The organism is Mycobacterium numidiamassiliense, assembly GCF_900157365.1.
GTDB lineage: Bacteria > Actinomycetota > Actinomycetes > Mycobacteriales > Mycobacteriaceae > Mycobacterium > Mycobacterium numidiamassiliense.
Map to the genome: position 1 here is coordinate 784,274 of NZ_FUEZ01000003.1, position 26,325 is coordinate 810,598.

Annotated in this window: 27 protein-coding genes; 7 read left to right on the plus strand and 20 right to left on the minus strand. The window is 66.6% G+C overall.

Annotated elements, in window-relative coordinates; all coding sequences use genetic code 11:
* Window positions 1-24: 24 nt before the first annotated feature.
* Together MNAB215_RS03490 and MNAB215_RS03495 are read right to left on the minus strand one after the other, a co-directional pair.
* Window positions 25-873 carry a CbbQ/NirQ/NorQ/GpvN family protein gene (locus MNAB215_RS03490; protein ID WP_077077474.1) on the minus strand — a complete coding sequence of 283 codons (849 nt, stop codon included), beginning with the start codon at window positions 871-873 and terminating at the stop codon, window positions 25-27.
* Window positions 874-966: 93 nt separating this feature from the next.
* Window positions 967-2,601, minus strand: coding sequence for a nitric oxide reductase activation protein NorD (locus MNAB215_RS03495; RefSeq protein WP_108637525.1), 1,635 nt, complete (start codon window positions 2,599-2,601; stop codon window positions 967-969).
* Window positions 2,602-2,726: 125 nt separating this feature from the next.
* On the opposite strand from MNAB215_RS03495, the gene MNAB215_RS03500 reads away from it, so the two are divergent.
* Window positions 2,727-3,257 carry a nuclear transport factor 2 family protein gene (locus MNAB215_RS03500; RefSeq protein ID WP_077077476.1) on the plus strand — a complete coding sequence of 177 codons (531 nt, stop codon included), beginning with the start codon at window positions 2,727-2,729 and terminating at the stop codon, window positions 3,255-3,257.
* Here the strand turns inward: MNAB215_RS03500 and MNAB215_RS03505 are convergent.
* Window positions 3,254-4,240, minus strand: a complete 987-nt coding sequence (locus tag MNAB215_RS03505; RefSeq protein WP_077077477.1) for an alpha/beta hydrolase — start codon at window positions 4,238-4,240, stop codon at window positions 3,254-3,256. The two genes, MNAB215_RS03500 and MNAB215_RS03505, sit on opposite strands and share 4 nt — an antisense overlap.
* Before the next feature lie 474 nt (window positions 4,241-4,714).
* On the opposite strand from MNAB215_RS03505, the gene MNAB215_RS03510 reads away from it, so the two are divergent.
* The 3 genes from MNAB215_RS03510 to MNAB215_RS03520 all read left to right on the plus strand — a co-directional run bounded on the left by MNAB215_RS03510 (window position 4,715) and on the right by MNAB215_RS03520 (window position 8,237).
* On the plus strand, window positions 4,715-5,518 hold the full coding sequence (locus tag MNAB215_RS03510) for an SDR family oxidoreductase (protein ID WP_077077478.1): 804 nt from the start codon (window positions 4,715-4,717) through the stop codon (window positions 5,516-5,518).
* A gap of 139 nt (window positions 5,519-5,657) precedes the next feature.
* A complete protein-coding gene (locus MNAB215_RS03515) occupies window positions 5,658-6,554 on the plus strand; it encodes a helix-turn-helix transcriptional regulator (protein ID WP_077077479.1) in 897 nt (298 codons plus the stop codon).
* A gap of 474 nt (window positions 6,555-7,028) precedes the next feature.
* Window positions 7,029-8,237 carry a glycoside hydrolase family 76 protein gene (locus tag MNAB215_RS03520; RefSeq protein ID WP_083745993.1) on the plus strand — a complete coding sequence of 403 codons (1,209 nt, stop codon included), beginning with the start codon at window positions 7,029-7,031 and terminating at the stop codon, window positions 8,235-8,237.
* A gap of 82 nt (window positions 8,238-8,319) precedes the next feature.
* Here the strand turns inward: MNAB215_RS03520 and MNAB215_RS03525 are convergent, their stop codons facing one another.
* Both MNAB215_RS03525 and MNAB215_RS03530 read right to left on the minus strand, forming a co-directional pair.
* Window positions 8,320-9,528, minus strand: coding sequence for a thiolase family protein (locus MNAB215_RS03525; RefSeq protein ID WP_077077480.1), 1,209 nt, complete (start codon window positions 9,526-9,528; stop codon window positions 8,320-8,322).
* Window positions 9,528-9,941, minus strand: coding sequence for a Zn-ribbon domain-containing OB-fold protein (locus MNAB215_RS03530; RefSeq protein ID WP_077078383.1), 414 nt, complete (start codon window positions 9,939-9,941; stop codon window positions 9,528-9,530). The genes MNAB215_RS03525 and MNAB215_RS03530 overlap by 1 nt, the downstream gene beginning before the upstream one ends.
* Window positions 9,942-10,036: 95 nt before the next feature.
* On the opposite strand from MNAB215_RS03530, the gene MNAB215_RS03535 reads away from it, so the two are divergent.
* On the plus strand, window positions 10,037-10,498 hold the full coding sequence (locus MNAB215_RS03535) for an OsmC family protein (protein ID WP_077077481.1): 462 nt from the start codon (window positions 10,037-10,039) through the stop codon (window positions 10,496-10,498).
* Here MNAB215_RS03535 and MNAB215_RS03540 read toward each other — a convergent pair.
* Both MNAB215_RS03540 and MNAB215_RS03545 read right to left on the minus strand, forming a co-directional pair.
* A complete protein-coding gene (locus MNAB215_RS03540) occupies window positions 10,479-12,011 on the minus strand; it encodes an adenylate/guanylate cyclase domain-containing protein (RefSeq protein ID WP_077077482.1) in 1,533 nt (510 codons plus the stop codon). The two genes, MNAB215_RS03535 and MNAB215_RS03540, sit on opposite strands and share 20 nt — an antisense overlap.
* Before the next feature lie 114 nt (window positions 12,012-12,125).
* Entirely contained in the window at window positions 12,126-12,992 is an 867-nt protein-coding gene (locus MNAB215_RS03545) for a hypothetical protein (protein ID WP_077077483.1), read from the minus strand.
* A gap of 224 nt (window positions 12,993-13,216) precedes the next feature.
* On the opposite strand from MNAB215_RS03545, the gene MNAB215_RS29385 reads away from it, so the two are divergent.
* Entirely contained in the window at window positions 13,217-13,405 is a 189-nt protein-coding gene (locus MNAB215_RS29385; protein WP_217348901.1) for a hypothetical protein, read from the plus strand.
* Window positions 13,406-13,410: 5 nt separating this feature from the next.
* The gene (locus tag MNAB215_RS30460; protein WP_281253274.1) at window positions 13,411-13,542 is read left to right on the plus strand and encodes a hypothetical protein; all 132 of its coding nucleotides are present in this window, start codon (window positions 13,411-13,413) and stop codon (window positions 13,540-13,542) included.
* 40 nt (window positions 13,543-13,582) lie between these two features.
* Here the strand turns inward: MNAB215_RS30460 and MNAB215_RS03555 are convergent, their stop codons facing one another.
* The 13 genes from MNAB215_RS03555 to MNAB215_RS03615 form a co-directional block, all read right to left on the minus strand.
* Complete coding sequence (locus MNAB215_RS03555; RefSeq protein WP_077078384.1) at window positions 13,583-14,779, minus strand: alpha/beta hydrolase family protein; 1,197 nt, start codon at window positions 14,777-14,779, stop codon at window positions 13,583-13,585.
* Between the two features lie 241 nt (window positions 14,780-15,020).
* The gene (locus MNAB215_RS03560; RefSeq protein ID WP_077077485.1) at window positions 15,021-15,389 is read right to left on the minus strand and encodes a SpoIIAA family protein; all 369 of its coding nucleotides are present in this window, start codon (window positions 15,387-15,389) and stop codon (window positions 15,021-15,023) included.
* 122 nt (window positions 15,390-15,511) lie between these two features.
* Window positions 15,512-15,838 carry a hypothetical protein gene (locus tag MNAB215_RS29610; RefSeq protein WP_165691522.1) on the minus strand — a complete coding sequence of 109 codons (327 nt, stop codon included), beginning with the start codon at window positions 15,836-15,838 and terminating at the stop codon, window positions 15,512-15,514.
* A gap of 276 nt (window positions 15,839-16,114) precedes the next feature.
* Window positions 16,115-17,731 carry a chaperonin GroEL gene (gene groL, locus MNAB215_RS03570; protein ID WP_077077486.1) on the minus strand — a complete coding sequence of 539 codons (1,617 nt, stop codon included), beginning with the start codon at window positions 17,729-17,731 and terminating at the stop codon, window positions 16,115-16,117.
* Between the two features lie 88 nt (window positions 17,732-17,819).
* The gene (gene groES, locus MNAB215_RS03575) at window positions 17,820-18,122 is read right to left on the minus strand and encodes a co-chaperone GroES (RefSeq protein ID WP_077078386.1); all 303 of its coding nucleotides are present in this window, start codon (window positions 18,120-18,122) and stop codon (window positions 17,820-17,822) included.
* A 238-nt stretch (window positions 18,123-18,360) separates the two neighbouring features.
* Window positions 18,361-19,395 carry a tRNA (adenosine(37)-N6)-threonylcarbamoyltransferase complex transferase subunit TsaD gene (gene tsaD / locus MNAB215_RS03580; RefSeq protein ID WP_077077487.1) on the minus strand — a complete coding sequence of 345 codons (1,035 nt, stop codon included), beginning with the start codon at window positions 19,393-19,395 and terminating at the stop codon, window positions 18,361-18,363.
* Window positions 19,392-19,880, minus strand: a complete 489-nt coding sequence (rimI, locus tag MNAB215_RS03585; protein ID WP_077077488.1) for a ribosomal protein S18-alanine N-acetyltransferase — start codon at window positions 19,878-19,880, stop codon at window positions 19,392-19,394. Before rimI ends, tsaD begins: the two co-directional genes overlap by 4 nt.
* The gene (gene tsaB / locus MNAB215_RS03590; protein WP_077078387.1) at window positions 19,877-20,500 is read right to left on the minus strand and encodes a tRNA (adenosine(37)-N6)-threonylcarbamoyltransferase complex dimerization subunit type 1 TsaB; all 624 of its coding nucleotides are present in this window, start codon (window positions 20,498-20,500) and stop codon (window positions 19,877-19,879) included. The genes rimI and tsaB overlap by 4 nt, the downstream gene beginning before the upstream one ends.
* Window positions 20,497-20,961: a tRNA (adenosine(37)-N6)-threonylcarbamoyltransferase complex ATPase subunit type 1 TsaE gene (tsaE, locus tag MNAB215_RS03595; protein WP_077077489.1), complete on the minus strand. Its 465-nt coding sequence runs from the start codon at window positions 20,959-20,961 to the stop codon at window positions 20,497-20,499. Before tsaE ends, tsaB begins: the two co-directional genes overlap by 4 nt.
* On the minus strand, window positions 20,954-22,006 hold the full coding sequence (locus MNAB215_RS03600) for an alpha/beta fold hydrolase (protein ID WP_083746050.1): 1,053 nt from the start codon (window positions 22,004-22,006) through the stop codon (window positions 20,954-20,956). The genes tsaE and MNAB215_RS03600 overlap by 8 nt, the downstream gene beginning before the upstream one ends.
* Before the next feature lie 52 nt (window positions 22,007-22,058).
* Window positions 22,059-23,225, minus strand: a complete 1,167-nt coding sequence (gene alr / locus MNAB215_RS03605; RefSeq protein ID WP_217348902.1) for an alanine racemase — start codon at window positions 23,223-23,225, stop codon at window positions 22,059-22,061.
* A 249-nt stretch (window positions 23,226-23,474) separates the two neighbouring features.
* Window positions 23,475-24,860: a glutamate decarboxylase gene (gad, locus tag MNAB215_RS03610; protein ID WP_077077492.1), complete on the minus strand. Its 1,386-nt coding sequence runs from the start codon at window positions 24,858-24,860 to the stop codon at window positions 23,475-23,477.
* 29 nt (window positions 24,861-24,889) lie between these two features.
* Window positions 24,890-26,311, minus strand: coding sequence for an NAD(P)H-hydrate dehydratase (locus MNAB215_RS03615; RefSeq protein ID WP_077078388.1), 1,422 nt, complete (start codon window positions 26,309-26,311; stop codon window positions 24,890-24,892).
* Window positions 26,312-26,325 lie beyond the last annotated feature (14 nt).

A 26,325-nucleotide genomic window follows, 5' to 3' on the forward strand; every position in this document is an offset into this window, starting at 1 on the left:
GCTCGGGGTGCTTTGCGGCGTCAATCATCGGGCCCCGTCCAGCTCGGGCAGGTAGACGTCGATCATCTCGTTGAGGCTGCGCCCCACCGCGCCGTCGTCGGTGAGGGGTCCGGTGATCGCGGCCCTGGCCGCCTCGCGCATGCTCAGGCCCTCGACGATGAGCCTGCCCGCGGCGATCAGCACGCGGGTGGAGGCGACCTCACGCAGCCCGCCGGTTTCCAGGCGACGGATCGCGTGGGCGAGCCGGACCAGTTCGGCCGCCGTGGCCGGATTCACGCCGGCTTCGTAGACGACGATCTTCTCTTCGACTTCGGTTGCCGGAAAGCCGAATTCGATGGCGACCATGCGCTGGCGCGTCGAGTCCTTGAGGTCCTTCAGCACGCTTTGGTAGCCGGGGTTGTACGACACCACTAGGCCGAATCCCGGGGCCGCGTCCAGCGTCACTCCGAGCCGTTCGATCGGCAGCTGCCGCCGATGGTCTGCCAGAGGATGCAGCACCACCGTCGTGTCCTGGCGCGCCTCCACCACCTCGTCGAGATAGCAGATCGCGCCCTCCCGGACCGCCCGGGTGAGCGGGCCGTCGACCCACACCGTCTCGCTGCCGCGCAGCAGATACCGGCCGACCAGGTCCGCGGTGGTGAGGTCGTCGTGGCAGGCGACGGTGATCAGCGGTCGGCCCAGATCGTGGGCCATCGCCTCGACGAAGCGCGTCTTGCCGCAGCCGGTCGGTCCCTTGAGCAGCAGGGAAAGGCCCTGCCGATGGGCCGCCTTGAAGACGGCCTCCTCGTTACCCACTGCTTGGTAGAAGGGACGGGCTGTTTCCGCTACCGGGATCGCGCCGTTCTGCTCAGCGAGCATGGGCTCGTCGGCCATCGCTACCCTTCTCTTCCCCCGCGGCACTGCGGTCAGTGGAGCCTAACCGGAACAGATATTTGTTTCAAGCGTCCGGCGAGGTCCGCGGCGGCGTCAGGACACCCGTCTTCGCACCTCAGCCGAGCGGAGCGCGGAACGGAACAACGGCCCGATCACGCCAGCGAGTTGGTCCGGGTGTGCCACGGTCGCGTGTGCTGTGCTGCCGAAAACTCGGCGCAGCGACTCCAAGTCGGTGCCCGCGCCGACGGTCAGGCACACACATCCCGTCCCCCGGCGCCGGGCCTCGGTCAACGCGCGGCGGGCATCGGCGGCGCCGTAGGCGCGCTCGTAGCCGTGGTCGTAGGCCAGCCCGTCGGACAGCACCACCATCAACCGTCGTGAGGTACCGCCATGTGTCTCCAATACCGCCGAGCCATGGCGGATCGCCGCACCCAGCCGCGAGTAGGCGCCGGGCTCCAAGCTGTTGAGCCGCCGGATGAAGCGGGCGTTCACGTGGTCGTCGAACCGCTTGATCGGCAACATGTTCACCGCGGCGCGGCCCTGCGAGTAATACGCGTAGAGCGCCACCCGGTCCCCCAAATCGTGCAGGGCAACCGTCAGGTCGGCGACCACCGCACGCTGTTGCTCGTGGACGGTGCGCCCCAGGGTGCCGGGCTCCGCCGCCGAACCCGAGACGTCCAACAACAGCAGCACCGACAGATCGCGCCTGCGCCGGAGGCTGTCGATGTACACCGCCTCGTCCGGTACGGACCCGGCCAGCCTCTCGACGTGGGCTTCCACGGCGGCGTCGATATCGATGTCGTCGCCCTGGGACTGGCGGTGGCGACGATGCAGCGCCATCCCGAGCCGCGCCAGCGGCCGCCGCAGGCCGATGGCATCGTCGATCCCCTGGGTGGCTGTTTGCTTGATCGTCGGCTCGACCTCACGCACGGTGCACCAATGCGGCCGATAGGCCCTGCGGCGGACGTCCCATTCCGGATAGACAAAGCCGTCGACTGCCGGGGCGTCGACCTCCTCGCTGGATGCGGAGGCCAGCGATCGCACGGCCCCCGCGCCGCGACGCGACGAATTGGTTCGGTGTGTTGGGCTGTCGGCGCCGGGCGGCCCGCCTCCACTACCGGTCTTGCGGGCCGACGACAGCATCTTCTTCAGCCATTTGCCGATGAAACCGCCACCACCGACGGGGCTGGTGAACAGGTCGGGGTCGTCGCTGTCGTCAACCTCGCCGTCGTCCAGTTCTTCCAATTCCCGTGCACGTCGACTGCGGGGAATGTGGGCGGACTGCTCCTGGTCTGCGTGTCGAGCGGCCTGGGCAATTGCGGCCAGGATCTTGCCGGCACGGATGACGCCGAATTCGGGCGGCGGCTCGTCGATCGCCGAGGGTCCGGAGGCCAGGCGCAACGACGCGGCGGGCGAGTCAGTGCGGGCGGCGATGTCGGGATCGGCCACCGTGGCCAGGACGCTCGGCAGCACATCGGCGTTGCTGACCAGTGCGCGATGCCCCTCGACGGCCAGATAACGCCGCGCCACCCGGGGATGACGGCCGAGGCGACGCACGATGTCGGGGTCCAGGCTGCCCGCCGCGACCAAAGATGCTTGCACGGCAACGGCTTTCAGGCTGATGCGCGCCGGATCGACGAATATCGTCTGACCATCGGTCCACACCGGCGCATCCGGTTGCTGCGCGGCGACGGCCGTGGGGCGTCCGGCGAGCGCGGACGCCAGCATGCCAAGGGCCGCTAGCCGATCAGCCGGTGCGCCGTTCGCCACGCGCGACCTCCGGGAACCATGGTTGACCAAATATCTGTTCCATCGTAGAGTCCAGGTTCGATCGCCGTCAACGAGATGAGAACGTGGACACCGAATTACGCGAGCAGATCCAGCGGCTCACCGACCGGGCTGAGATCTATGACTGCATGCAGCGATACGCGCGCGGCATAGATCGCGCCGACCGCGTGCTGCTGCGGTCGGCCTATCACGACGGCGCCGTCGACGATCACGTCGGATTCGTCGGTGTGGTCGACGATTTCATCGACTGGGCACTCGCCTACCACAGCACCCAGACCCGTCATCAGCATTACCTGCTCAACCACAGCGTGGACATCGACGGCGACGTGGCCCACGCCGAGACCTACTACTTGTTTGTCGGAACCGATCGCGAACCGGCCAACCACATGACGATTTCGGGTGGCCGCTACGTGGACCGCCTCGAGCGGCGTGACGGCCGCTGGGCAATCGCCGATCGCGTATGCGTCGTGGAATTCATCACCGAGGCCGACTCACAGCTCACCGAGGAGATCATCGCGATGCAGGCCGGGATGCGGACCACCCAGCGCGACGCGACGGACCCGTCCTACGACCGACCGTTGATCGCGAAGCGCTAGATATACGTGCGCAAATGGGCCTGCGCGCTCGGGTGAAAGTCCTTCAGCAACAATGATTTCTCCCCGGATACGTCCCCCCCGTGATACATCCCGGGAACGGTGACGAGCGTGCACGGCACCCCGCTCGCCTTCAGCCTCTCGGCGTAGTCGACATCCTCGTCGTAGAACAAGTCCAGCTCGCCGACCCCGATCCACGCCGGGGGCAGGCCGGTCAGATCGTCCCGGCGAGCCGGTGCCGAGTACTGCGGCGCATCCGATCTCCGGGGCGCGTGGCCCAGGTAAGACGTCCAGCCGAACCGGTTGGATGAGGGCGTCCACATGAACCGGCCGCGTCCGGCGTGGTCCTCACGCAGCACCGTCCGGTCATCGAGCATCGGATAGACGAGGACCTGCGCCCGCAACGGAATTCCCTCATCGTGGCTGCGCTGGGCGACGGCAGCGGACAGGCCACCGCCGGCACTGGCCCCCATGACCGCAATGCGATCCGGGTCGATGCCCAACTCGTCGGCGTTGGCGCGCATCCACCGCAGGGTGGCCATGCAGTCGTCGAGCGCGGCCGGGAACGGATATTCGGGCGCCAACCGGTAATCCGGTGAGACGGTGACGACGCCGAGATCCCTTGCTAGTCGGGCTGTTCCGGACTGCTCCATTTGCGGTGTACCAATGATAAAGCCCCCGCCGTGAATCCACAGCACACCGGCTCGCGGCCCCTGGCCCTCGGTCGGCGTGGTGATGAGCACCCGAACGACGGGCTCCCCGACGCGGCGCTCGGTCACCGTGACGCCGCGTCCTGCCGGCGTGCGAACCCGCCCGGCCAGGCGGAAGAGCGGAAGTTGCCAAGCGCGCCACGTAGTGGGGAAGAACGGCATCAGCGGACTGCGAAGATCGGGCGCCACGGCAGCCATGGCATCCCGTGCGGCCGCATAACGTCGCACGCCCGCCACGGCCACTCCCAGAGCGGCAACCGCCGCGACTCGCTTCACGCGGGCAGCTTAACCCTGGAATCAGGCAGCAGACGGAGCCAACCCACCCGCGGCGGCTCTTATGGTCAACTTTGCAGACCATCCGCCTGCTGGACTTCCGCGGGCAGAAATCTCCACATCACAAGGGAACTCAAGCGATCAGTCTCACCGCCCTGCCCGGAGCAGGGATTCGAGACGCGCGGTGCGAGACAAGATACGAGACAGTTCCAGCTGCGCGAACAGTGCCAGGGAGCGGGCAGATTCGGCATGTCTCGCTTTCTAGGAATGAGACGAAGGTTCGATTCGGGGGTCATCCGTTGACTGCGTTGCGTCCGCGAAAGTGGACGCGGCGACTAGAGGAAGTCGCGGCCGCTTGGGGCGTTCCCTTCGCCCGCCTCGGCTGGGATTCGGCCGTGTGGATTCAAGGGTGGCTCTCGCAGTACCTGTATCGCCAGGGTCTCCCGGGGGTCCAACGCGCCTGCCAATCTGGTTAAGATGGCAAACGACCAATTCACATCGCACACAGGCCTTTTCGATCTAAGTGGAAAGTGCGCGCTGGTCACTGGTGGCACCAGGGGCATCGGGCTGATGATAGCGCGCGGCCTTCTGCAGGCAGGCGCCCGCGTCGTCATCAGCTCACGCAGTACGGACGCGTGCGCGGAGGCGCAGCAGCAGCTGTCGAAATTCGGTGAGGTCCAGGCGATCCCCGCCGACCTGTCCAGGCACGACGAGTGTCAGCGCCTCGCCAACCTCGTGACGTTGAACTCGGAACGCTTGAACATTCTGGTTAACAATGCGGGAGCGATGTGGCGCGAGCCGCTGGCGACGTTCCCAGAGGAGGCCTGGGACACCGTGATCGACCTCAACCTCAAGTCGCCGTTTTGGCTGGTGCAGGCGCTGCTGCCCGCACTCCGCAGAGCGGGTACAGCCGATGATCCCGCGCGGATCATTAACATCGGCAGCATCGCCGCTATCCACGTCGCCCAGTCGCCCAACTACTCGTACGCCAGCAGCAAAGCGGCACTCCATCAACTCACCAGAGTGCTTGCCAGAGAATTGGGCCCTCAGCACGTCACGGTGAACGCGGTAGCGCCGGGAGTGTTCCCGTCGCAGATGATGGCATCCACGCTCGATGCGATGCGCGACGCGATCACCGAGTCGGCCCCTCTGCGCCGGCTCGGCCGCGACGACGACATGGCGGGTATCGCCGTGTTCCTGGCCAGCCGGGCTGGTTCCTACCTCACGGGCGCCATCGTCCCGGTCGACGGCGGCATCGCCACGACCGCATCGGGTACTTAGCATCGGTGCGGAGCTTCACCACTCACCAGCCGGTGACCCAGGCTGCTGATGGGGGACACCGGCGAGGTCAGGCAACGCTGGTCGTCGGGGTACCAGCAGTACCTCCCCTTTGCCAGCGCGACGCGCCTACGGTGAGGGGATGGCAACGATGGATCTACGCACCGAGATCCGGGACTTTCTCAGCTCGCGTCGCGCCCGCATCGCCCCTGAGCAGGCGGGCCTGACCGCCTACGGCCGCAACCGTCGGGTCAAAGGTCTGCGTCGTGAAGAGGTAGCGCTACTGGCAGGGGTATCGGTCGACTACTACGTGCGCATGGAGCGCGGCAGCCTCGCTGGCGCCTCCGACGGCGTGCTCGAGGCGTTGGCCTCTGCCCTACAACTCGACGAAGCGGAGCGCGATCACCTGTTTCATCTCGCACGCCAATCCGGGGCGCCCAGCAATCCACGCCGGCACAAGCCGGCGGCCGTAACGGTGCGCTCGACACTGCTGCAGGTGCTCGACGCCATCTCCGATGCGCCGGCCTGGATCTGTAACGGACGTTATGACGTGCTCGCCATGAATCAGCTCGCCCGCGCGCTGTTCTCACCGGTGCTGGCCGACCCGCGACGGCCCGCGAACACAGCGCGGTTCGTCTATCTAGCTCCCGAGGCGGCCAAAGATTTCTTTGTCGACTACGACCGAATCGCCAGTGACGTGGCCGCAAAGCTACGCATGGAAGCGGGCCGCAACCCGCACGACGAAAAGCTCATCGCCCTAGTCGGCGAATTGTCAACGTGCAGTGACCTATTCCGGCAGCGATGGGCATCTCAGGACGTGCGGCTGCACCGGTCCGGCCGCAAGCGGGTGCACCATCCGGTCGTGGGCCAACTCGAACTCGACGTCGAGTCCCTGGAACTGCCCGACGAACCCAATCTGCTCCTCAACGTCTACACCGCTGCCGCGGGCACGCCGACCGCCGACGGCTTAGCGCTACTAGCGTCGTGGGCGGCGACCCAACAGATGCCGGCGACCGAACTCCAAACACCCGACGGGTAGTCCGGGCTGGATCAACATTTCGTCGAGACGAGACATGAGCCGCCCAATTTCTCTAGATTCGAGACACCACGACTTGCGGGCTGTCGGCGGTCACGAAAAGTCAACCGCTAAGCTGACCGCCGTACCCGTCGACGACTCTCGTTTGTCGTGCACCAATTCACGGGGTTCGGTCAACGGACTTACGAGACGTTGTGACCTCTAGAGCCTCTACGTGGGGAGTTTCCAGCGTATTTGTCTCAGATGTGGTCACATTTGAGACATCGGAGCGATCAGTCGTCTGAGTCGGCATCCCTCTCGGCATCCGGTTCGGCGTCTGTTGGCAGACCTCTCTCTTGAGTCGTCGTTCACAGACTCAACGTCCGGCAGGACGCGCCCGGTTTTCTGATTTTTTAGGATTTCGTTGATGTCGGAATAAAATCCAGCTGTACGGTTTCCGGCCGGCGATCGTTGTTCAGCAAAGGGGAGCTCGAGCGGATGGATCGCCCGAACAAGGGGATCAGCCGACGCGGTGTGTTTTCAGCGGTCGCGGGCGCCATCGCGCTCGCCGCGGTGAACCAGCCGACCCAGGCGGTGGCGATGACAGCAAAGTCGTCCCTCGGCCCGGTGGCGCTCAGGGAGCGGGCGGACCTGGCGGAGCGGGCGGTCATGGAGCGGCACGTGCACACGCTCTGGTGGCAGTCGGGGATGCAACTGGGCACGCTGCACTGGCCGTCGTCTCTGTTCGACCATTTGTTGCTGGGGCGCTGGTGTTACTGGTGGCAGGCCCACCTGCTGGACTGCGCGGTGGATGCCGCGTACCGCGCACGCACCCCCGAACGCATCGACCGGATCGGCGCCATCGCGCGCGGCATTCACACCCGCAATCTCAGCGGCTGGACCAACGGCTACTGCGACGACATGTCGTGGCTGGTGCTGGCGCTCGAACGCGCCGACAGGCTCCTCGGCGTCCGGTTCGACGATGCCGTTCCGAAGCTGCGGACCGCCCTGCTCGACGGCTGGAACCCGGCCGTCGGCGCGGTGCCCTGGAAGATCGGCAAAGATTACTACAGCACCTCCGCGATCGGTCCGGCCGGCATCGCGATGGCGCGCCTGGGCAAGCTGTCCCGCGCCGAACGACTCGCCGATTTCCTGAACACCCGGCTGCGCGACACCGAAAGCGGCCTCATCTTCGACGGCGTGCACGAACCCAGCGGGCGGGTGGACCACTCCCTGCTGACCTACTGTCAGGGCGTGGCCATTGGGCTGGAGGCCGAATTGGCGCTGCGCACAAACGATTCGAGCCATCGTGACCGCGCGGCGGCGCTGGTCGCCGGTACCGCCGACAGGCTCGCCGACGCGGGCGTGATCGCCGGGGGCGCCGGGAACGACTCCGGGCTGTTCATGGGCATCCTCGCCAGGTATCTCGCTCAGACCGCGCTGGCCCTGGGTGACACCACCGCCGCCCGGCTCGTGCACGCCTCCGCGCGGGCGGCCTGGGACAACCGCGCCGAGGTGGACGGGCTGCCGCTGTTCGGTGCGGATTGGACCCGCCCGGTCACCGCGCCGGCAGGTCTGGAAACCTTTCCCCAGCTCGCGGGCTCTTCGCTCGCGTCACCGCCGAACCAGAGCCGCGATCTCTCGATACAGCTGAGCGGGTGGATGCTGCTCGAGGCGGATCACCAGCTCACCTCCGCCGGGCACTGAGCCCGGGGCGTGACCCCGCAAACTTGAACTGCCGCAACAGAACACCCCCACGGGACGTGATGCCACGAACTACCGCGATAGCCTATGCCGTCGACTTCTCCAGGACGTGCACGCCGCACGCGGAACCGAGTCCGATGACATGGGCCAGGCCAACTTTCGCGTCCTGTATCTGGCGGTCCCCCGCCTCGCCGCGGAGGTGGTGACAGATCTCCCACACGTTAGCGATGCCGGTGGCCGCGATGGGATGGCCCTTGGACTCCAGCCCGCCCGAGACGTTCACCGGGGTCGAGCCGTCACGCCAGGTCGCACCCGAGTTGAAGAAGTCCGCGGCGCCGCCCTCTTCGCACAGCATCAAGTTGTCGTAGTGCACCAACTCGGCGGTGGCGAAGCAATCGTGCAACTCGACGAGATCGAGGTCGGCCGGTCCGATGCCCGCCTGCTCGTAGGCGATGGTGGCGGCCTTTCGGGTGAGCGTGTTGACGTTCGGCAACACCTGGCAGCCTTCTTCGTAGGGGTCGGTCGTCAGGACCGACGCCGACACCTTCACGGCTCGCCTGCGCTGCTCGAGCGACAGCGACTTCAGCGTCTCGCCACTGCACACGACGGCGGCCGCGGCACCATCGCAGTTCGCCGAGCACATCGGGCGCGTGTTCGGGTACGCGATCATGACGTCGTTCATGATCTGCTCGAGGGTGAATCGTTTTTGGTATGACGCAAGGGGATTCAGCGTGGAGTGGGCATGATTTTTCTCGCTGATCTTGGCGAACAACTCGAAGCTGGTGCCGCCGTACTTGTGGCCGTATTCGACGCCGATCTGGGCGAAGACGCCCGGCATCGTCTCGGTGCCTATCCTGCCGTCGATGCCCGCGACCGCACCGTAGCGGCCCGCCGGTGTCCAAGTGTCCGCGTCCTTCTTCTTGGCCCCACCCGCGAGGAGGCCGGCACCCGCGAGCTTCTCGACACCAACCGCCAGGCCGTAGTCCACCTCACCGGCCTTGACGGCCATGATCGCGGTGCGCAGCGCGGTGGCACCGGTCGCGCAGGCATTCGCGACGTTGTACACCGGGATGCCGGTCTGGCCGATCTGCTTCTGAAGTTGTTGGCCGATACCGGCACTCGCGTTCATCAGATTGCCCGCGGCGATCACCCCGATGTCCGCCATCGTGACGCCCGCGTCCGACAGCGCACCCATGGCGGCCTCGGCGGCCAGGTCGATCGTGTCGAGGTCGGGATGCTTGCCGAACTTGGTCATCTGGATGCCGAGGATCCAGACCTCGTCACTCGCGCTCATCAGGACTCCTTCGTTGCAGAGGCGGGTTCGAAGCCGAACCCGACCGCCTCCGTGCCCGCGGAGTCGGTGCCAATCGATTGGGTGGCAAGACGGACCTCCATGCCGTCGAAGACGTGCTGGGGATCGGGTTCGACGTTGATCAGGTTGGCGCGAACCTGGGTGCCGTCGCAGTCGACCACCGCCGCCACGAACGGCGTCGGAATCCCGGGTGCTGCGAAGGTCACGATGGTGAAGGCGCGCACCGTGCCCTCGGTCGCGATCGGGACGGTCGCGAATTCGGTGGCAAAGCAGTTGGCACATGCGTTACGTCGGTCGAAGAACCGGGCTGCGCAGTTGACGCATTCCCGCGCGACCAAGTGCGGTTGACCGTCGTTGAGCACCAGATAGTCGACCAGCGGGATCTGCCCGGACATGCGCACCTCCATCGTTGGTGTCTTCGACGGTATCGCTTGGCAGTCAGCCCTCGATAGCCTGGTACCGACGGCCGCACACCGCCAAGGAGAACTGCATGACAAACCAGCAGACCGACCAGGACGGGGCGTCGCCGGAGGGCACGGTCACCGTGACCGGAGCAGGATCCGGGACCTATACACAACAGATCACCGCCGGGCGCCACCAATTGGTCGCCGACGAGCCCAAGCCGATCGGCGACGACGCGGGGCCAACCCCCTACGATCTGCTACTGGCTGCGCTCGGCGCGTGTACCTCGATGACCGTGCGCATGTATGCCGACCGCAAAGGCTGGCCGCTGGAACGGGTTCGAGTAACGTTGCGGCACTCGCGGATTCACGCTCAGGACTGCGCCGACTGCGAGACCACCAAGGGATGGATCGACCATATCGATCGCGACCTCGAAATCGTCGGCGATCTCGATGACGATCAGCGGCAACGGCTGCGGTACATCGCCGATCGTTGCCCCGTTCATCAGACGCTGACCTCGGAGGTGCACATCACCACGTCGATGCGGTAGCACCCACCGCGGGGTCGAGGCCGAAGACCTGCACGGCGGCGGACTTACCTTTCAGCGCATGCGATCCACGGTCGATGAGCCCGGGCAGTCCGGACTCCAGGGCGTCGACCGTCTGCTGGGTGAGCAGGATTGCGTCACCGGTGGTCTTGGTGAGTTGCTCGACGCGGGCCGCGACGTTGACGGTGTCGCCGATGAGGGTGAACTCGAGCTTGCCTCCCCCACCGATGGTGCCGGCGATCACCTTGCCGGTGTTGACCCCGATGCCGATCCGAAACTCGCCGAAGAACCGCTCGGCGACGAGGCGTTGAATCAACACCGCCGCGGTCACCGCCGCGTCGGCATGATCGGCGAGGTCGTTGGGCGCGCCGAACACGGCAAGAGCGCCATCGCCGAGAAACTTGTTGACATGTCCGCCGGCCTCGACGACGGCGGGCACCACGATTTCGAAGAGAGCGTTGAGCCGGGCGACGGTGTCCTCGGCGGAGTTGGATTCGGCGAACGGGGTGAAGTCGCGGATGTCGACGAACATCACGGTCACCTCGCGGCGCTCGCCGGTGAAGACATGGTCGTCCTGCTCGATCAGGCGTGCCGCCAGGCCCGGGTCGACGTAGCTGCCGAACGCGACCTGAAGTCGTTGCCGCTCAGCCAAACCCGCCTGCATCCGGTTGAACGACGCCGCCAGGGCTCCGAGGTCGTCGTCCTGGACGACCGGAAGGCGCCGGCTGTAGTCGCCGGCCGCGACACGTTCGGTGCCCTCGGCGAGATCGCGAATCGGCCGCAGCGATGGTGCGAGCGCGGCACCGACGGTCATGGGCATCCCGAAGCCCACCGCCAACGCGCACCCGATCACTGCAAAGAGCATCGGTTCCGCACGGGTCCAACGGAATACGGCCGCGGTCACCATGGCGCCGTCGACAGCGAAGAGGAACGAGCTCGCCACTAGGGCCACACCCGACCACATTGCGAAGGTCGGACGAGAGCGGGGCAGGTCATCCCCAATCGCCGTGCCACCGGCGATCGCGATTCTGGCCGGCCGCACCCCTGCTTCCGCGATGCTGTGCACACCGGTTGCCTGGACGGCCATTCCTACCAGGGCGCCCAGGACCCCGTACTGGACCAGTGGCGACCCCCTCGCGCCGGCGATTGCGCCGACAACAATCGACATCAGGGCGGTCCAGACGGCGTTGAACACCACCGCTCGGACAACCGATCCCCGGGTCCAGGCGTAGGTGGCGTCCAGTGCGCTCGCCCGATCGACCTCCCGACCGGCCGCCCACCGCTCCACCAGGCGACTGCGGCCGATACCGGGAAGCACCGTCACGTACCACGACGCCAGCGCGGCGACGGCGGCAACGGCGGCCGCCTCGACGTACCGACCGCCCCCCTGTACAGCCATGATCAGAACCGACCAGAAGAGGAAGGTCGTCAGTATCAAGGGCAGCCCGACGACGAAAACCGCCCACGAGTATCGCGCGCTGTACCGATCCCACGTCCACTGCCAGATACGGTCCATGGCGCGATGCTAAACGCCCATGGGCGCTTGAGCTGCGATTATTGGCGAAGCCGGGGTGATTTCATAACGCCGTGAACGGGTGTGGAGCGAGTCGCCGATTCCGGCGAGGTCGGTTCAGCCGATGATGTCGAAAACCGCTGCGGCGGACGTGACTGCCTTGTCGCCATTGCCCTCGTCGTGCAGGAGCATCCGGACGCCGACCTTCCCCGATCCGGACGTGTGGGCGGTACCCGCCACCCGGAATGGGCCGACCTTGCCCCGCGACATGAACATCACGTGCCAGCTCACGACCTGTATCTTCCGGGTTCCCGTCGCCTCCGCGGCGAGGTCGATCGCCGCGGTTTCAAGGACGACGTGCTGCGGGCCGATGTGCAGAGCCGCGTCCGGGGATGCCAGCTCGGCGCTCAGCGCGGGCAACGTCCAGCTGCCGTCCGGTCGTTTGGATGCACCGAAGGCTTCCCATAAGGGGGGCAGCTCCGGGGAGTCCTCGATAATCAGATCGGTCCCCGAAACATCCATCCTGTCAAGGCCTTCCGGCGGGGTCCCGATGATCGCGCCCTGGCCCTCGTTGAAAGCGATCACCCGGTCGGGGTTGTCGGCGTCGACGATCTTGCACCGGCCATAGCCCATCATCCGGCCCTGGTGCACATTGCCCGAGTCGACGATTTCGATGCGCTTGACGTCGTAGCCCGGATCGATGATCTGCACCGACGCGATCACCGGGTTCGGCACGGCCACAAGGTCGGTCTGGCATCCCTCAGGTGAGGAAATCGCCAATGGCGCCACCATGATTCCGCCCGCTTCGTTGCGCATATCCCGACGGATCGTCACCGTGTCGTCTACTTCGCCGACATTCATCGTCGAATGGCGCCGGCCGATGTAGCGGTAGCTCAGCAGGCCCGTCCACCGCCGGTACAGCTCGTCCCGATACGCATCCGGGTCGTCGCTGAACTCCCTGATGTCCCGCAATTGTCCGGTCACTGCGTCGTCCTCCTGTTTATTGCTTGGTTGAATGGCCGGCCATGGCCGGCGGTGGACCCGCAATCACGTTCGCGCACTGGCAGATTGGCGGAATCACGCGCCTCCAGACAACGGTTCTAGACGATCGTATAGGCGGTGCTGAACGCCTGTACAGCACCGCTGAGCGACTGTACAGTCCCCAAGAGGCTCGCGGAAGGCCCGCACGCGGCGAGAAATCCGAGGTGGTGGGTGCGCAACTGGTGCACTACTACTTCGCGTCGATGGACGACCTGTTGTCGGCCCTCGTCCGCCAGGCAACCACCCGCAGCCGGGACGCGTTCGCGCGAGCGCTGGCTTCGCCCAAGCCATTACGCGCCCTGTGGGAAGTGAGCAGCGACCCCGACGTCACAGCCCTCACGGCCGAAATGCGTTGAGCGTCGTGATCGCGGCCGTATCCCGGGTGATGGTGATGGAGGACTCCCTCGGAGTCTCGACCGGCCACCAGAACACGCTTGCGATGGTCGAGCACTTCCTCGCGAAGCTCGAGGGCAGTGCCGGCATCGAGAGTTGATCGCGACCGAGAGTCAGCCGACGACCATCGCGATGACTGATCAGCCGAGTGCCTTGGCCAGGTAGTTGAAGATCGTCTGGTGTAGCAGATACATCGCACCTTCGTGGCAGTGTGCACCGGCACCGTCCGCACTGTGCATGACGACGTGTTCGTGCGGTGCCCGCAATTCGCCTGCGACGTGGGCGGCCTGGCCCGCAAACACCGTGTCGTCTTCTCCCTCAAGCAGCAGGACCGGCGTCTGAATTTTGTGAATGTCGCTGTCGGTCAACGTGTAGTCGGCGGTGCTGCGGACGTATTCCGCGAAGTTTGCCACCCCGTTGACCCAGACTCCGTTCTGCAATCCCCAGCGGGCGTTGGTGTCGTCCTTCGCCATGGCCTCGAGTAACGGAATCGCTTCGTCGTCGCGCTCCTCCTCAATGAGGCGCAGCACGTCCGCCGGAATCGGCGGGTAAGACGCATAGAAGGTCGTCATGCCGTCGTTGCAGACGATCGCCGCCGACCGATGGTCATGGGCCGCATACCGCGCCACCAGATAACCACCGAGGCTGTAGCCGAAATGGACGATCTTGTCGTTATCGATTTCAGGAACAGTCATCGCGTAGTCGACGACTGGCCCAAGGACATTTTCCCAATCCGGACGGTAGGGCACCTTCGCCTCCCGGATCATCGCGCCCTGACCGGGTCCGTCGTAGGCGAGGAAGTTGTAGCCGCGCCGTAGCGCTGCGGCACCGATGACGAAGTAGCTCTCCTCGCGCGTGGAATCGAAGCCGTTGGTGTAGATCACGGTCGGCCGCGGTTGCCCGCTGTCGTCGACGAGGAACAGGTAGCCCGGCATCTCACCGTCCGGGTACGGAATGGTCACTTCGGCAAATGGGCCATCCATCAAAGCGCCCGCTTTGACCAAGAATTCCTTGGACAGTCGCGACAGCTCGAGCACTTGAGGGTCGTTCAGTGGGTCTTTGCGCCGATAGAACTCGGCCGATCGGTAGTAGCTCGACGCCCTCAAGAACGCCTCCCGCGCACTGACGCCGTCCCCCACCTCCAATGAGGCCTCGCCCCTTTGCGCGATACGTTCGGCGATTGAGCGCCAGGCCACCGTCCACGCATCCTCGTCACCCTCAGGGATCTGAGCCGTCGTGACAATCACTTCGCCCAGGTCTGCGCCGGCATCGCCGGCGAATCCAGCGGCACGCAACGTCTCAAACTTGAAGGCCTCATCCTGAAAAATGAAATCCACAGTCTCTTCTCCTGGCTTGCTGACCGAAAGCTCCTCTGCTGCAACCATGCCGGGCCGGTCCACCGCTCGTCCAATACGGGTTTGCGAAGAGTCGATAAGCGTTGGCTATCGATGCCTTCCGGGCAGCACGTATCTCGGATCCAGGGCCACTCTTGCGTTCGCTACCGTTCCCAAAAGAAACACCCCCGGCAACTTCGCGGGGGTGTTTCTTTTGGGCACTACTTAGTTGTCAGTTGGCGCACTACTCGTCGCCAATGATCCAGTTTTGGGCCTGCTCGATCTGACCGGCAGGAAAGTGGCGGATGTCTGCTGCGATGAAATGTGAGCCCAGATGCTCGGCGAAATCGCCGAGGTGTGAGTCGGTTACGACCGCGATCTTCTTGACATGCTTGTGGTGATCGCGCACGAACTTCATGTGAGTCACCAGCGCCCCGAAGCTGTCCCACCCCGGAAAGTGCGGCGCGTCGATGATGAGGCCGGCGAGAGCACCGCCTGCCTCGATCTCGGGGTCGACGACTTTGGCAAGTTCAGCGAAGTCGCTTTTATCGAGCGATGATTCAGGCCGCACCCGAAGGATCGAGTGGGGTTTGTCCAACTGGTAATCGATCATGTCGGCTCCTTGACTATGGACACGTCACCATCCTCGCGTCGGCACAAGCCGGCCGGAACCAGGACAAGGTCATCAAGCAAAGGGTCTTAGGTCAGTATCCGCGGACGAAGACGACGCTAGTGTCATGCCTTGACGAGTAACGGCCTCAGCACGCGACGGCGCCGTACAGATGTCGACAACGGCGAGAAACCCGGCGCACCCTGACCGAAAGTGAACGAAATGGTCAAATCCCTTGACGCCGACGACAGTATCGTCGTCTCCAAAGCCACGACTGCCAGCACCGCGGTAGCTGCGTCGATGGCTACCGTGGCCAGCACCGCGGTGACCGGATCGGCGGCAACCGTGGCCAGTGCCGGCGTGGTTGGCTCGGTCGCGACAGTCGCCAGTACCGCCGTGGCAGGATCAATCGCCACAGCCGGCAGCGCCGCCGTCGCCGGAAGTATCGTCACCGCAATGTCACTCGCGGTCGCTGGGAGTGTCGCATGTGTGGCGTGTGCATTATGCAAGCGTTGTATCGCGTGCCTGGGTTGCTTCGGCTGCACAAACTGCATCGGGTGTGTGGGGTGCTACAACTGCTCGGGCGTGCGCTTTGCCGTCGGGCTCCGCGACGTAACCGTCTAAATCGACCCGCCCTGCGAAACGCGTCGTACCAGCGGGACTGAGACCAAGCCGCTGACGAGAACACCCCCGACCATCCGGCCGGGGGTGTTTCGTAACCGCTTGACCTAGTGGTGGTGGTGTCCGTGCCCGTGGTCGTCCTCTTGCTCGGCGGGCTTTTCCACGATCGCCGTCTCGGTGGTGAGCACCATCCGGGCCACCGACGCCGCGTTTACCACCGCCGACCGGGTGACCTTGACCGGGTCGATGACACCCTCGGCAACCAAGTCGCCGTACTTCAGCGTGGCCGCGTTCAATCCGTGCCCTAACGGCAGCTCACGGACCTTGCTGATCGCGACCGCACCGTCGAGCCCGGCGTTGGAAGCGATCCAGTACAGCGGCGCGGAGAGAGCGTCGGCGAACACATCGACGCCCGTAGCCTCGTCGCCCTTGAGCGACTCACGCAGCTTCTCCAACACCTTTCCGGCCTGGATGAGTGCCGATCCGCCGCCCGTGACGATGCCCTCTTCGACAGCCGCCTTGGCTGCCGCGACGGCGTCCTCGACGCTTTCCTTGCGCTCCTTGAGCGCGGTCTCGGTGGCGGCCCCGACCTTGATGACGGCCACGCCGCCGGCCAGCTTGGCCACCCGCTCCTGCAGTTTTTCGCGGTCCCACTCCGAGTCGGTGTTCTCGATCTCGGCTCGCAGCTGCTTGACGCGCTTTTCCACCGCGTCCTTCTTGCCGCCGCCCTCGACGATGATGGTGTCGTCCTTGCTGACCACCACGCGACGGGCCGAGCCCAAGACATCGAGGCCGGCTTCGCGCAACACCAGGCCCGCGTCGGGGTTGACCACCTGGCCACCCGTCACGATCGCCAGGTCTTCGAGGAAGGCCTTACGCCGGTCGCCGAAGAACGGCGACTTGACCGCGACAGCCTTGAGCGTCTTGCGGATGGAGTTGACCACCAGCGTGGCCAGCGCCTCGCCCTCGATGTCCTCGGCGATGATCAGCAGCGGCTTGCCGGATTCGGCGACCTTCTCGAGGATCGGCAGCAGGTCGGGCAGCGAGCTGATCTTCTCCTGGTGCAACAGGATCAGCGGGTCATCGAGCACGGCTTCCTGGGAGTCGAAATCCGTCACGAAATACGCCGACAGGAAACCCTTGTCGAAGCCGACGCCCTCGGTGAACTCCAGCTCGGTGTTCATCGTTGAGGATTCCTCGACGCTGACCACGCCGTCGGTGCCTACCTTGGACATCGCTTCGCCGACCAACTCACCGATCACCTCGTCACGCGAGGAGACCGTGGCCACCTGGGCAATGCCCTTCTTGCCCTTCACCGGGATGGCCGCCGCCAGCAGCGCCTCGGACACGGCGTCGGCGGCCCTGCTGATGCCGACCCCCAAGGCAATGGGGTTGGCGCCCGCAGCCACCTGGCGCAGGCCGCTCTTGATCAGCGCCTGGGCCAGTACGGTCGCGGTGGTGGTGCCGTCGCCGGCAACGTCGTTGGTCTTGGTCGCGACCGACTTCACCAGCTGGGCACCCAGGTTCTCGAACGGGTCTTCCAGGTCGATCTCACGTGCGACGGTGACGCCATCGTTGGTGACGGTCGGTCCGCCGAAGGCTTTGGCCAGCACCACATGCCGGCCGCGCGGCCCCAGCGTCACCCGGACCGCGTCGGCGAGCTTGTTCACGCCCGCCTCGATGCCACGACGCGCGGTTTCGTCGTACTCAATCAACTTGCTCATCAGGCTCCTTTAGGTGGGGCAAAACGCGTGCCGCCCCGGAAATCACCCGCGTCTTCACACGGGGATCGCCGGGGCGGAACACGGTTGTTTACTTGGAAACGACAGCCAGCACGTCGCGTGCCGACAGGATCAGGTACTCCTCGCCGTTGTACTTGATCTCGGTGCCGCCGTACTTGCTGTAGATGACGGTGTCACCCTCGGACACGTCGACGGGGATCCGCTTAGCGCCATCCTCGTCCCAGCGGCCGGGGCCGACTGCGACGACAGTGCCTTCTTGCGGCTTCTCCTTGGCGGTGTCAGGAATAACCAGACCGGACGCGGTCGTGGTCTCGGCCTCGTTGGCCTGCACGAGAATCTTGTCCTCGAGTGGCTTGATCTTCACCTTCGCCACGATTGGAGCCTCCACTGTTTGGATCGGGCCCGGGTATCCCCCGGGCCGGAGTTGGCGGCCGGTCCGAGGCTTCCCCCGAACCGCCCGATTATCAGATGATTCGGCATCCGACCGTGCCCGAGCGCCGTCGTCGCGGGAGCCGACACAGGGCTTGGCCGATTGCCACCTAGCACTCTATACATGCGAGTGCTAGCACTCAAGACCACCCCGCTGCTTCCCTCAGAATTACGCTCTGAGCTCAGCCCACCTGGGCTTTTACCACGGGCAGGCCCGGGTCGCTGGGCACATCCAGCGGCGAGGGCACCGCCCCGGCGGCAACCAGGTGCGCGGCAAACGACGCGATCATGCCCCCATTGTCGGTGCACAGCCCCGGCCGGGGGATGCGCACGGTCAGCCCCGCGTCGGCGCAACGCTGGGTCGCCAGCTCGCGCAGTCGCGAGTTGGCGGCCACTCCCCCCGCGATCAGCAGCGTCGAAACACCCAGGGCGGCCGCGGCACGCACCGCCTTCTTGGTCAGCACGTCGGCGACCGCTTCCTGGAACCCCGCGGCGATATCGGCCTTGGCAAGGCGGGCGGCGTCCGGGTTGCTTTCCACATAGCGGGCGACGGCGGTCTTGAGCCCGGAGAAGCTGAACGCGTACGGGTCGTCGGCCGGCCCGGTCATGCCGCGCGGGAACGCGATGGCCTCGCGGTCACCGGTGCGGGCCAGCTCGTCGAGCACCCTGCCGCCCGGATAGCCCAGCCCCAACAGCCGGGCCACCTTGTCGTAGGCCTCGCCCGCGGCGTCGTCGACGGTACTGCCCAGCTCGACGATCGGCTCGCCGAGTGAACGCACATGCAGCAGGTGGGTATGCCCGCCGGATACCAGCAGCGCCACGCACTCGGGCAGCGCACCGTGTTCGTACACGTCGGCGGCCAGGTGCCCGCCCAGGTGGTTGACGGCATAGAAGGGAACTCCCCAGGCGGCCGAATATGCTTTGGCCGCAGCAACTCCCACCAACAAGGCGCCCGCCAGGCCGGGCCCGATGGTGGCCGCGACGATGTCGGGCCGGTCCAGGCCGGCGGCGGCCAGGGCGCGGCGCATCGCCGGACCGAGCGCCTCCAGGTGGGCGCGGGATGCGATTTCGGGTACCACGCCACCGAACCGGACATGCTCGTCGACGCTGGAGGCCACCTCGTCGGCCAGCAGCGTCACGCTGCCGTCGGCGTCAAGCCGCGCGATGCCGACTCCCGTTTCGTCGCAGGATGTTTCGATCGCCAGGATGTTCGTCATAGCGCTCCCCCGCAAGCGGGAGGTGCCCCCGCCCGCCGCATCGTGTAGGCGTCGGCACCGCTGACCCGGTAGTACCGCTTGCGCAGGCCGATCTGCTCGAAACCCACACTGCGATATAGGGCGATCGCCGCCTCGTTATCGGTGCGGACCTCCAGGTACACGACACCGCCTTCGGCGAATCCCAGTAGCTCGTCGAGCAGCCGGCGGCCGATGCCGTGGCCCTGGTAGGCCGGGTCGACGCCAATGGTGTGCACCTCGTACTCAAACGGCGGTGTACGGCCCAGCCTGGAGATGCCGGCGTAACCCACTAACTTCTCCGCGGTGCGCGCGCCCACGTAATGGTTATGAGCACTTGCCAATTCGCGTTCAAACGCCACCGCCGGCCACGGATCGTCACCGTCGAACAACTGCGCCTCGAGCTCCGCACATCGCTCGGCGTCCCCGGATGTCAGTGCGCCAATGGTGACCGGCTCCGGGGCGGTCATTGTTGCGCCGCCAATGGTTTGGCATCGGGCCGGCGCAGATACAGCGCCACCAACGGCTGCGGACGCGCCGACCAGTCGGGTACCGCGGCGACCAGGCCGGCCGGTGTCGGGTAGACGGGTTCTCGGATTGGCAGGTCGAACAACGCCGCGTGCTCGGGGGATCCGGCGACCGCCCGCGCCGTGCCGGGGTCGACGTCGGCGGGCGCGTCGACCGCCGGGCCGTCGGTACGGACCCCGTCAAGGTATCGGGCCCAATAGATTTCGCGCCGGCGGGCGTCGGTGACCACCAGGGTGTCGCCCGTCGTTCGCACACCGATGGCGTCCAGGCTGCACACCCCGTGCACCGGAATATCCAGCGCGTGACCGTAAGCGGCGGCGGTCGCCATGCCAGCGCGCAGTCCGGTGAACGGGCCGGGACCGCAGCCGACGACGACAGCGTCGAGGTCGGCCATCGTCAGCCCCGCATCGGCGAGCGCGGCCAACACGTTCGGGGTCAGCCGTTCGGCGTGTGCCCGCGCGTCGACGGTGACCCGTTCGGCCAGGATCGTGTGGTCGGGCAGCCGGACCACCCCGGCGGTCACCGCCGGGGTGGAGGTGTCGAGGGCGAGGATCAGACTCACGAGCAGTTCCACTTCCAGGTCGCGATCCGCACGTCGGACTGGCTGACCCGCTCCAGGCGAATGTCGAGGTGGCGCTCGGAGAGTCGTTCGGCGAGGCCCTCGCCCCATTCCACCACCACGACCGCATCCTCGAGGTCGGTCTCGAGGTCGAGCGAGTCGAGCTCGCCCAGCAGATCGGCATCTCGGTGGTCCAACAGCCGGTAGACGTCGACGTGAATCATCGCTGGGGCGCCGGGCCGCCGCGGCGGATGCACCCGGGCCAGCACATACGTCGGCGAGGTGACCGGTCCGTCGACGTCCATGGCGTCGGCAATTCCCTTGGCCAACACCGTCTTTCCCGCGCCGAGAGGACCGGAGAGCACCACCACGTCGCCGGCGCGCAGCTGCTGAGCCAGCGTGGATCCCAGCGCGACGGTGTCCTCGACGCGCTCGCAGGTCGCGGTACCCGACCTCTCAGGCATGGCGGCGCAACCGTTCCCGAATCCGGCGTGCCGCCAGACCCATCTTGCCGGGCACTGCCCGGTGGACCAGCCGGACCAGCCCGTCGTTGATGGCTTCGGGCTTGTCCAGCAGCGCCAGGTGGCTGGCCCCGGTGACGATGACCAACTCCGACAGCGGCAGCGATGCGGCCATCTTCCGCGAGTATTCGTCCGGTGTGATCAGGTCGTGGTCACCGCATGCGATCAAGGTCGGGATCTTCACCAGGGTCCACAGCCCGGCCGTTTCGTCGTGCACTTCCAAGGCGTTTAAGAAGCCCAGCAGGGTGGGGATCGGGGTCCCGTTCATCATGCGCTGCGAGAAGGCATCGAGGCTGCGGCTGACCTGCAGATCGCTGTACGACGCCGCCCGCAGCACCGGGCCGATCAGTGACCGCGACACGTTACGGCCGCGGTGCATCAGTTTGGGCGCGGAGCGCGCGGTGAATCGGAATGCTTCTACCGCAGGGTTTTTCAGTATCTCACCCAGCGGCGAGCGAGTGACCCCTTCGGCAGCCGTCGAGATCAGGGCCGCACCGACGATCCGGTGCCCGTACTGCTCGGGGAACTGGCGGGCGTGCGACAACACCGTCATGCCGCCCATCGAGTGGCCGACCAACACGACCACCGAGCGCGGCGCGACCCGGATCAGCACGCTCTGAAGGTCCCGACCCAGCTGCGTCAGCGTGTAGGTCTCGGGTGAGGCTTCGCCGGATCGCCCGTGCCCGCGCTGGTCGTAGAGGACCATGCGCACCCGCGGTCCCCACTTCTCGGCCAGCCGCTTGCGCTGAAAGTAGAAGGCGCCCATACGCAGGCAGAATCCATGGATGAAGACCACGGTCACCTGCGCGTCCAAGGGGCCGTATTCGCGCACCGCCAACGACACCCCGTCGGGGGTGGTCACCACGTAGGCCCGGTCGCTGTCCATCCGCTCGAAATCCTCGTCGGCGTAAGGGTCTTCGACTCCTACGGCGCGCTGGGTGACGGACCGGCGGAGCGAGGCCGCGACGATGGTGGCGACCGCCGTCAGCCCCGCCCCTCCCGCAAGCCACGCCCTACCCCAGTGGCGCTTGCGAGTCTTGTTATCGATCAACGGTTTCGGCCTCGCGATACGTTCTGGTGATACGCCCCCGAGGACTGGTCACCACTTCGTAGTGGATGGTGCCGATCAGGTCGGCCCAGTCCTGGGCGGTGGGTTCGCCCCGGGTGCCCGGACCGAACAGGATCGTCTCGTCGCCTTCGGCCACATCGATCTGCCCGGGACCGAGGTCGACGAGAAATTGGTCCATGCAGATCCGGCCGACACCGGGCCGCCGCCTGCCGTTGATCAGTACGTCCAGCCGCCCGCCCAGTGACCGGAAGACGCCGTCGGCGTATCCGATCGGCATCAGCGCCACGGTGGTATCGCGCTCGGCGGTCCAGGTGTGCGCATACGAGACGCTCTCACCGGCACGAATCGACTTCAAAAGCGCGACAGCACATTTCACCGTCATCGCCGGTGTCAGTCCCATGTCACCGCGCTCGGGAACGGGACTCAGGCCGTATACCGCGATGCCGGGCCGGACCATATCGAAGGCCAGGTCGGGGCGTGACATCGTCGCCGATGAATTCGACAGGTGGGCGATCTCGAACCGCACGCCCTGATCGCGCGCATGAGTCAACATGTCGGTAAACCGTTGGGCCTGAACGTCGTTGATGGCATTGCCCGGCTGGTCGGCGAAGACCAGATGCGACATCAGACCTCGCAGTCGGATGGCGTTCTCGGCGACGGCCTGGCGCAACGCAGTCAGCATCACCGGGTATTGCGCGGCGGGGACGCCATTGCGGTTCAGCCCCGTATCGACCTTGAGCGTCACTGTCGCTGTGCGGCCGGTCCGGTGCACCGCGTCCAGGACCTCGTCGAGTTGGCGCACCGAGGACACCGCGATCTCCACGTCGGCCAGCAGCGCCGGCCCGAAATCGGTGCCGGGAGCATGCAGCCAGGCCAGCGCCGGCGCCGTGATGCCGTCGGCGCGCAGCGCCAGCGCCTCGGCGACGGTGGCGACACCCAACTCGGCCGCCCCAGCGGCCAGGGCGGCACGGGCGACCTCGGTGGCCCCGTGGCCGTAGCCGTCGGCCTTGACGACCGCCATCACCTGTGCGGCACCGGCGTGCTCAGCAAGCACCCGCACGTTGTGGGCGATCGCGCCGAGGTCCACCACGGCCTCGGCGAGGACGCCGGGCGTCAGGGATGTTGGCGTAACGGGCACGGCCGCCATTGTCCCAGAACCGTTCCGGCATTCCGATCCAACGGGCGCTGAGCCGAGCCTCAGCGGTGCCCCTTGTGCCCCAACTGCCACACCCGCCCCGGCGTCGTGAAACCCACAGTGTGCCCGCCTCCGAGCGACAAATCACCACAGCCGGGACGAATGTCAAGCGGGCGGCGCATACATCGTCGCTCGGAGGCGGGCACCACGACGGTCATCCCCGATAGCGCCCGACAGTGGCGGATGCGACACCTAGTGCGCGAAGTGCTCCGCCTTGTAGTGGCCGCCGGGCTTGAGTTTGTCCAGCGATGCCAGCGAGCTACGGGCGTCGTCGTGCAGGGCCCGGGCCAGGTCGGCGGAGAGCCCTTCGCGCACGACGATGCGCAGCACCGAGACGTTGGTGGCGTTGTCGGGCATGGTGTAGGCCGGCACTTGCCAGCCGTACCCACGCAGCTCGTGGGAGACGTCGAACTCGGTATAGCCCAGGCCACGCGCGAGCCGGAAGGCGACGACGGGGATCGCCGAACCGTCCGAGATCAGCTCACAGTGGTCGGCTTCGCGCAGTTGTTCAGCAAGCCAGCGGGCGGTCGACGACAAACTCTGCATGACCTGCGTGTAGCCCTCACGGCCCAGCCGCAGGAAGTTGTAGTACTGGCCGATCACCTGGTTGCCCGCCCTTGAGAAGTTCAACGTGAAGGTCGGCATGTCACCACCCAGGTAGTTCACCCGGAAGACCAGGTCCTCGGGCAGGTACTCCTTGCTGCGCCACACCACGAAGCCAATACCGGGGTAGGTCAGGCCGTATTTGTGCCCGCTGACATTGATCGACACCACCCGGGGCAGCCGGAAGTCCCATTTGAGTTCGGGGTGCAGGAACGGCACCACGAAGCCGCCGCTGGCGGCGTCCACATGCACCGGAACGTCCACGCCACCCTCTGCTGCCAGTTTGTCCAGCGCGGCGCAGATCTCGGCGATGGGTTCGAGTTCACCGGTGTAGGTCGTGCCCAGGATCCCCACCACGCCGATGGTGTCCTCGTCGACGGCGGCGACGACCTGCTCGGGAGTGATGACGTAGCGCCCCTCCTCCATCGGCAAATACCGCGGTTCCACATCGAAGTAGCGACAGAACTTCTCCCACACGACCTGGACATTGGAGCCCATCACCAGGTTCGGGGTGCGCTTTTCCCAGCCTTTGCCCACCTTGGCGCGCCAGCGCCATTTCAGGGCGAGCCCGCCCAGCATGACTGCCTCACTGGACCCGATGGTGGACGCCCCGATGGCGCTGGACGGGTCTGCGTCGCTGAGGTGCTCGGCGTGGAACAGATCGGCCACCATGCACACGCAGCGCTGCTCGATGGCCGCGGTCAACGGATATTCGTCCTTGTCGATCATGTTCTTGTCGAACGTCTCGGCCATCAGCCTGTCCGCCTGGGGATCCATCCAGGTGGTGACGAAGGTCGCGAGGTTCAGCCGCGAACTGCCGTCCAGCATCAGCTCGTCGTGGATGAAGCGGTACGCGGCGTCGGGGTCCATCGACTCCTCGGGCAGCCGCAGCGCGGGCACCGGGGTGGTGAACATGCGGCCGGTGTAGGCGGGCGCGATCGAGTGAGTGGGCACGGACGGATGGCTCAGGGTCACGATGGATCCTTTCGTTGGACGGCTTGGGGCTACAGGGCGGCCAGGGCGGCTCGAATGTGCGGGACGATGCGCGACGCGGAGGTGGGCGCCTCGCCGGGGCCGGGGTCGGCGGCCGACAGCGCGGCCGCGTGCGCGTGCACGAAGGCGCCGGCCGCGGCGGCCTCGGCCGCCGGGAGCCCCGCGGCCAGCAGTGCGCCGATCATGCCGGACAGCACATCGCCGGATCCGGCCGTGGCCGCCCAGGACTGCCCGGCCGGGTTCAGGTACACGGGGCCGCCGGGGTCGGCGATGACGGTGACGTTGCCCTTGAGCAGCACGGTCGCGCCGAGCGCGTCGGCCAGCTTGCGGGTGGCACCGACCCGGTCGTCCCCGGGCGGATGCCCGGCCAGCCGGGTGAATTCACCGGCGTGCGGCGTCAGCAGCGTCGGGGCGGCGCGGTTGGCCACCAGGTCGGGGTGCGCCGCCAGGATGGTCAGCCCGTCGGCGTCCACCAATACCGGCAGATCGGTGCCGAGCGCGAACCACAGCGCAGCGGCACCCTTGTCGTCGGTGCCCAACCCGGGGCCCACCACCCAGGCCTGCACCCGTCCGGCCGCGGCCGGGGTCGGCGCCGCGATGACCTCGGGCCAGCGCGCGAGGACCTCGCTGTGCGCGCTGCCGGCGTAGCGAACCATGCCGGAGGTGGCCGCCACCGCGGCCCCGGTGCACAGCACGGCGGCACCCGGATACGTCGACGAACCGGCCATCACACCGGTGACACCCTGGGTGTACTTGTCGTCATGCGGGCCGGGCACCGGCCAGCGCGCCGCGACGTCGCCGGCCTCGAAGCCCAGCATGTCCGTCGCCGGCAGGTCCAGGCCGATGTCGATCAGCCTGACGTTGCCGCAGTCGGCGAGTGCATGCACGGGCTTGAGCCCGCCGAAGGTAACGGTCAGCGCGGCGTGCACGGCGGGGCCGCTGATGGCGCCGGTGGCCACGTCGATGCCGCTGGGAGTGTCGACGGCCACCACTGGGATGCCGGCATCATCGACCGCCGCGAACACCTCGGCCGCCGCCGGTCGCAGCGGACCCGAGCCGGAGATGCCCACCACCCCGTCGATGACGAGATCGGTGCCCGGCGAGACACGCTCGACGACGCGGCCGCCTGCCTTGCGGAACGCCGCCAGACCCTTGCGGTGGGTGTGGTCCGGGTTGAGCAGTATCGCCTCGGCCACGGCGCCGCGACGGCGCACAAACGTGGTCGCCCACAACGCGTCGCCGCCGTTGTCGCCCGAGCCGACAACGGCACACACCCGGCGGCCGGCGACCCCGCCGCTGCGGGCAGTCAGCTCGCCGATGATCTCGGTGGCAAGCCCATAGGCCGCCCTTCTCATCAGCGCGCCGTCGGGCAGGCTCGCCAGTAGCGGCGCTTCGGCGTCGCGGATCGCGTCTACGGAGTAGTAATGCCGCATCACAGTCAGGATTC